The organism is Rhizobacter sp. (assembly GCF_031412075.1).
Taxonomy (GTDB): domain Bacteria; phylum Pseudomonadota; class Gammaproteobacteria; order Burkholderiales; family Burkholderiaceae_C; genus Rhizobacter.
The window spans coordinates 1-5,467 of record NZ_JANOCG010000061.1; the positions used below are offsets into that span (position 1 = coordinate 1).

General features: G+C 65.0%; 5 protein-coding genes. 4 read left to right on the forward strand and 1 reads right to left on the reverse strand.

Annotation, left to right across the window (positions count from 1 at the left end; all coding sequences use genetic code 11):
- A partial coding sequence (locus RMO40_RS02180) for a GTP-binding protein (RefSeq protein WP_309715641.1) occupies positions 1-654 on the reverse strand: 654 nt, incomplete at its 3' end.
- A 125-nt stretch (positions 655-779) separates the two neighbouring features.
- Here RMO40_RS02180 and RMO40_RS02185 point away from each other — a divergent pair.
- From RMO40_RS02185 to glyS, 4 genes are all read left to right on the forward strand, one after another.
- Entirely contained in the window at positions 780-1,673 is an 894-nt protein-coding gene (locus tag RMO40_RS02185) for a transporter associated domain-containing protein (protein ID WP_309715643.1), read from the forward strand.
- Positions 1,666-3,258, forward strand: coding sequence for an apolipoprotein N-acyltransferase (lnt, locus tag RMO40_RS02190; protein WP_309715646.1), 1,593 nt, complete (start codon positions 1,666-1,668; stop codon positions 3,256-3,258). Before RMO40_RS02185 ends, lnt begins: the two co-directional genes overlap by 8 nt.
- A 136-nt stretch (positions 3,259-3,394) precedes the next feature.
- Positions 3,395-4,324, forward strand: a complete 930-nt coding sequence (glyQ, locus tag RMO40_RS02195; RefSeq protein WP_309715649.1) for a glycine--tRNA ligase subunit alpha — start codon at positions 3,395-3,397, stop codon at positions 4,322-4,324.
- On the forward strand, positions 4,324-5,467 hold a 1,144-nt coding region (gene glyS, locus RMO40_RS02200), incomplete at its 3' end, for a glycine--tRNA ligase subunit beta (protein WP_309715652.1). The genes glyQ and glyS, both read left to right, overlap by 1 nt.

Sequence of the window (5,467 nt, forward strand, 5' to 3'; positions counted from 1 at the left end):
CTTGAGGAAGTCGGGGTCGATGTCGAGCTTGGCGTTGAGGTTGAAGCCGCGCAGGTCGAACACCTCGGAAATGGGCACCTCGCCGAAGTGAACCTTGCGCTGTGGCGCGCGCGGGTTCATGTGCTTGATGCGGTGCATCAGGTCGGCTACCTCGGCCTCGCCGACCAGGTCGGTCTTGCTGATGAAGATCTGGTCGGCAAAACCGATCTGGCGGCGCGCTTCCTGGCGGCTGTCGAGCTGGGCGTTGCCGTGTTTGGCGTCGACCAGGGTCAGGATGGAGTCGAGCAGGTAGCTTTCGGCGATCTCGTCGTCCATGAAAAAGGTCTGCGCCACCGGCCCCGGGTCGGCCAGGCCGGTGGTCTCGATCACCACACGGTCGAATTTGAGCTCGCCCTTGCGGCGCTTCTCGGCCAGGTCGCTCAGCGTGGTGCGCAAATCCTCGCGGATCGAGCAGCACACGCAGCCGTTGTTGAGCTGGATGATCTGCTCGGTGCTGTCTTGCACCAGGATCTCGTTGTCGATGTTCTCCGAGCCGAATTCGTTCTCCACCACGGCGATCTTCTGACCGTGGGCCTCGGTGAGCACCCGCTTGAGCAAGGTGGTTTTGCCCGAACCCAGGAAGCCGGTGAGGATGGTGGCGGGGATGAGACTCATGGTGAAACCTGTTCGATGCAAGAAGAAGGCCGAAATGGGGCCGGAAGAATTTGGTTCAAGGTACCAGATGTGTCAAGACCGGCTTCAGTTAAGCTTTTGGGGTCTGAACTTCCGCTCCCGGCCTGATGGCTGATCCTCACCCGAGTCGATACCCCAAAGGCGCTGACAAACACGGTCACCACGTCGACAAGCGCAGCTTGTTCGAGCGACTGGTTGAATTTGTCTCGCCCGGCCCCGATTCGAAAGACGAGCTGATCGAGACGCTGGCCGACGCCGAGCATCGCGAATTGATCGCGCCCGAGTCGCGCATGATGCTCGAAGGTGTGATCCGCATGGCCGACCTGACGGCCGGCGACGCCATGGTGGCCGCCCCGCGCATGGACGTGCTCGACATCGACGCCCCTTACGACGAGCTTTTGTGGATGGTGATCGACACCGGCCACTCGCGCTTTCCGGTGTTCGAAGGCAAGCGCGAGAACATCATCGGCACGCTGATGGCCAAAGACCTGCTCAAGCTGCAGCGCGCGCCCGAACTGAACCTGCGCACCCTCCTGCGCCCGGCGGTCTTCGTGCCCGAATCCAAGGGCCTGAACGACCTGCTGCGCGACTTCCGCGCCAACCGCAACCACCTGGCGATGGTGATCGACGAGTTTGGCAACACCGCCGGGCTCATCACCATCGAAGACGTGCTCGAAGAAATCGTCGGCGAGATCGAAGACGAGTTCGACGACAAAGACGGTGAAACCGGCATCTACACCCTGGCCGACGGCAGCCACCGCGTGGCGGGCGACGCCGACATCACGGCGGTCAACGAGGCCTTTGTGGTCAAGCTGCCGGTTGACGAGTTCGACACCATCGGCGGCCTGGTCGCCCTGGCCCTGGGCCGCGTGCCGCGCCGAGGTGAAGCGGTGCCGCTCAGCAGCCTGGTCTTCACCGTGATGCTCACGCGCGGCGGGGCGGTGCGCTGGTTCAAGGTGACACGAGCCCCTGAAGTGGCCGTGGGTACCGACGGTGCGTGACCGCAGCGCCGCCGCGCCGGCACCCGCCTCCTCGCGCCGCCGTGTGCGCCGCAGCAGCTCGTCCGACGGCATGCTGCTCGGGCTGGACGTTCTGCTGGCCCTGGTGCTCGGCGGTCTGCACAGCCTGCCCATGTCCTACCCCGCCATCTGGTGGCTCCAGATCGTCTGCGTGGCGGGCCTCGCCTGGCAGGTAAGCCGTGCCACGCCCTGGCGTGCGGCGTGGGTGGGTTTGAGTTTCGGCACCGCCTGGCTGGCTGCGAGCGTGTGGTGGCTCTACATCAGCATGCACCTCTACGGCGGGTTGTCGTCGACATTGGCGGTGCTGGCGGTGGTCGCCTTGAGTCTCTTCCTGTCGCTCTACCTCGCTTTGGCGATGGCCTTGTTTTCGAGGCTTCGCCGCCACCGGCCGTTGATCGACGCGCTCTTGTTTGCCGCCTGCTGGATGCTGGCCGAGCTGGCGCGCGGTGTGGTGTTCACCGGCTTCCCGTGGGCAGCCTCGGGTTATGCCCACATCGACGGCCCGCTGGCCAACCTGGCGCCCTGGATTGGCGTTTACGGCATCGGATTCGTCTGCGCGGCCCTGGGTGCGGGCCTGGTGCTGGGCATGCGCGACGTCGGCCAGCGCAGCGCCGGTGCGGTGCTCGGCTTCGGCGCCAGCGCCACGGTGCTGATTGCGCTGGCGCTCATCAAGCCGGTGCCGTTCACCCGGCCCACCAGCACGCTCACGCTGACGCTGCTGCAGAGCAACGTGCCGCAAGACCAGAAGTTCTCCGAAACCTACCTGCCGCAGACCTTGCTCTGGGCGCAGAAGCAATTGCTCGCGGCCAAGGGCGACCTGGTGCTCGGGCCCGAAACCATCGTGCCGCTGCTGCCCGAGCAAATGCCGGCCGACTACTGGAAGCCGTTGGCCCTGCACTTCCAGCGCGACCAGGCGGCGCTGATCGGCCGCCCGCTGGGCAGCTTCGAGGCGGGTTACACCAACTCGGTGGTGGGCGTGTCGCGCGACACGGTGAAGTGGCCTGAGGGCTACTACCGCTACGACAAATACCACCTGGTGCCTTTTGGCGAGTTCATCCCGACCGGCTTTCGATGGTTCACCGACCTGATGCACATCCCGCTCGGCGATTTCAGCCGCGGCACGCGGATACCGCCCTCGTTCAGCTTCAGGGGCGAGCGGGTGGCGCCGAACATTTGTTATGAAGACCTGTTCGGTGAAGAGCTGGCCGCGCGTTTTGCCGACATGGCAGAGGCGCCGACGATCTTCGCGAACCTGAGCAACATCGGCTGGTTCGGCGACACCATCGCCGTCAAGCAGCACCTGATCATCTCGCGCATGCGCTCGCTGGAGTTCCAGCGGCCCATGCTGCGCGCCACCAACACCGGCGCCACCGTGGTGATCGACCACCTCGGCGTGGTGACCCACTCGCTCAAGCCCTTCACCCAGGGTGTGCTCGACGCCAAAGTCGAGGGCCGCCAAGGCCTCACGCCGTATGCCTGGTGGGCCTCGCGCTTCAGCCTGTGGCCCTTGCTGGCCCTTTCTCTGGGGCTGATGTTGTTGACTCTCCCGCTGCGTCGGCGAGATTGAGTGGGCTGAGGTTTCCGTTCGGGCTGAGCCTGTCGAAGCCTGGGCCGTGCACAACGGCCCTTCGACAGGCTCAGGGCGAACGGAGCTTTGTGGTGCCTGCCCCCTAAAATCGCCGCTTTCCCTTGCACCCCACACCATGCTGACCTTCCAGCAAATCATCCTGCGCCTGCAAGACTACTGGGATCGCCAGGGCTGTGCCCTGCTGCAACCCTATGACATGGAGGTCGGTGCCGGCACCAGCCACACAGCCACCTTCTTGCGCGCATTGGGCCCCGAGCCCTGGAAGGCCGCTTACGTGCAGCCCAGCCGCCGCCCGAAAGACGGCCGCTACGGCCAGAACCCCAATCGCCTGCAGCACTACTACCAGTACCAGGTGGTGTTGAAACCCGCACCGGCCAACATCCTCGAGCTGTACCTCGGCTCGCTCGAAGCCTTGGGCTTCGACCTCAAGGCCAACGACATCCGTTTCGTCGAAGACGACTGGGAAAACCCCACGCTCGGTTGCTGGGGCCTGGGCTGGGAGGTGTGGCTGAACGGCATGGAAGTCACCCAGTTCACCTACTTCCAGCAGGTCGGTGGCATCGAGTGCAAGCCCATCACCGGCGAGATCACCTACGGCCTGGAGCGCCTGGCCATGTACCTGCAGGGGGTCGACAACGTCTACAACCTGAGGTGGACCGATACGCTGAGTTATGGCGACGTGTACCTGCAAAACGAGATCGAGCAGAGCACCTACAACTTCGAGCACAGCGATGTGGAGTTCTTGTTGCAGGCCTTTGGCGCCCACGAGAAACAGGCCAAACATCTGATGGAGCAGCAACTTGCGCTGCCCGCTTACGAGCAGGTACTCAAGGCCGGCCACACCTTCAACCTGCTCGACGCACGCGGCGCCATCAGCGTGACCGAACGTGCGGCTTACATCGGCCGCATCCGCAACATCTCGCGCAGCGTGGCGCAGAGTTACCTCGACAGCCGCGCGCGCCTCGGCTTCCCGATGGCGCCCAAGGCCTGGGCCGATGAAGTGATTGCCAAGCTTGGCAAAGACAACGACAAGAAGGCGGCGTGATGACGACCAAAAACCTGCTCGTCGAGTTGTTCGTTGAAGAGTTGCCGCCCAAGGCGCTGAAGAAGCTGGGCGAGTCGTTTGCCCACACGCTGCTCGAGAGCTTGAAAGCCCAGGGCCTGGCGACCGAACACTCGGCGGTCACGCCGTTTGCCTCGCCCCGCCGCCTGGCGGCCCATGTGAGCGCCGTGCGCGCGCAGGCCGACGACAAGGCGGTGTCGATCAAGCTGATGCCCGTCAGCGTCGCGCTCAACGCCGAAGCCCAGGCCACCCCGGCGCTGCTGAAGAAGCTGGCCAGCGTGGGTGCCGATGCGTCGGTGTTGCCCCAGCTCAAACGCCAGATGGATGGCAAGGCCGAGGCGCTGTTCTTCGACAGCGTGGCCAAGGGCGCGACTCTGGCCGACGGCCTGCAAAAAGCGCTCGACGCCGCACTCGCCGGCCTGCCGATCCCGAAGGTCATGCAGTACCAGTTGGCCGACGGCTGGAGCAGCGTGAGCTTCGTGCGCCCGGCCCACGGCCTGGTGGCCTTGCATGGTGCCGACGTGGTGCCGATCACCGCGCTCGGCCTCACCGCAGGCCGCGAAACCCATGGCCACCGCTTCGAAGCCAAGGTCGACCCGGTGGTGCTGCAAGACGCCGACCACTACGCCCGCCAGCTCGAAGAGCAGGGCGCGGTGATCGCGAGCTTTGCGCACCGCCACGCCGAGATTTCACGCCAGCTGCAACACGCGGCGGCGCAACAGGGCTTGACGCCGATCGACGACGCGGCCCTGCTCGATGAAGTCACCGCCCTCGTCGAGCGCCCCAACGTGCTGCTGTGCCAGTTCGAGCCCGAGTTCCTGGCGGTGCCACCAGAGTGCCTCATCCTCACGATGAAGGCGAACCAGAAATATTTTCCGCTGCTCGACGCCGCCGGCAAGCTGACCCACAAGTTCCTCATCGTCAGCAACATCCGCCCTGAAGACCCGCGCCGTGTGATCGAAGGCAACGAGCGTGTGGTGCGCCCGCGTTTGGCCGACGCGAAGTTCTTCTTCGACCAGGACCGCAAGAAGACGCTGGCCTCGCGTGTGCCCGGCCTGGCCAAGGTCGTGTACCACGGCAAGCTCGGCACGCAGGGCGACCGCGCCGAGCGCGTGCGCGCCATTG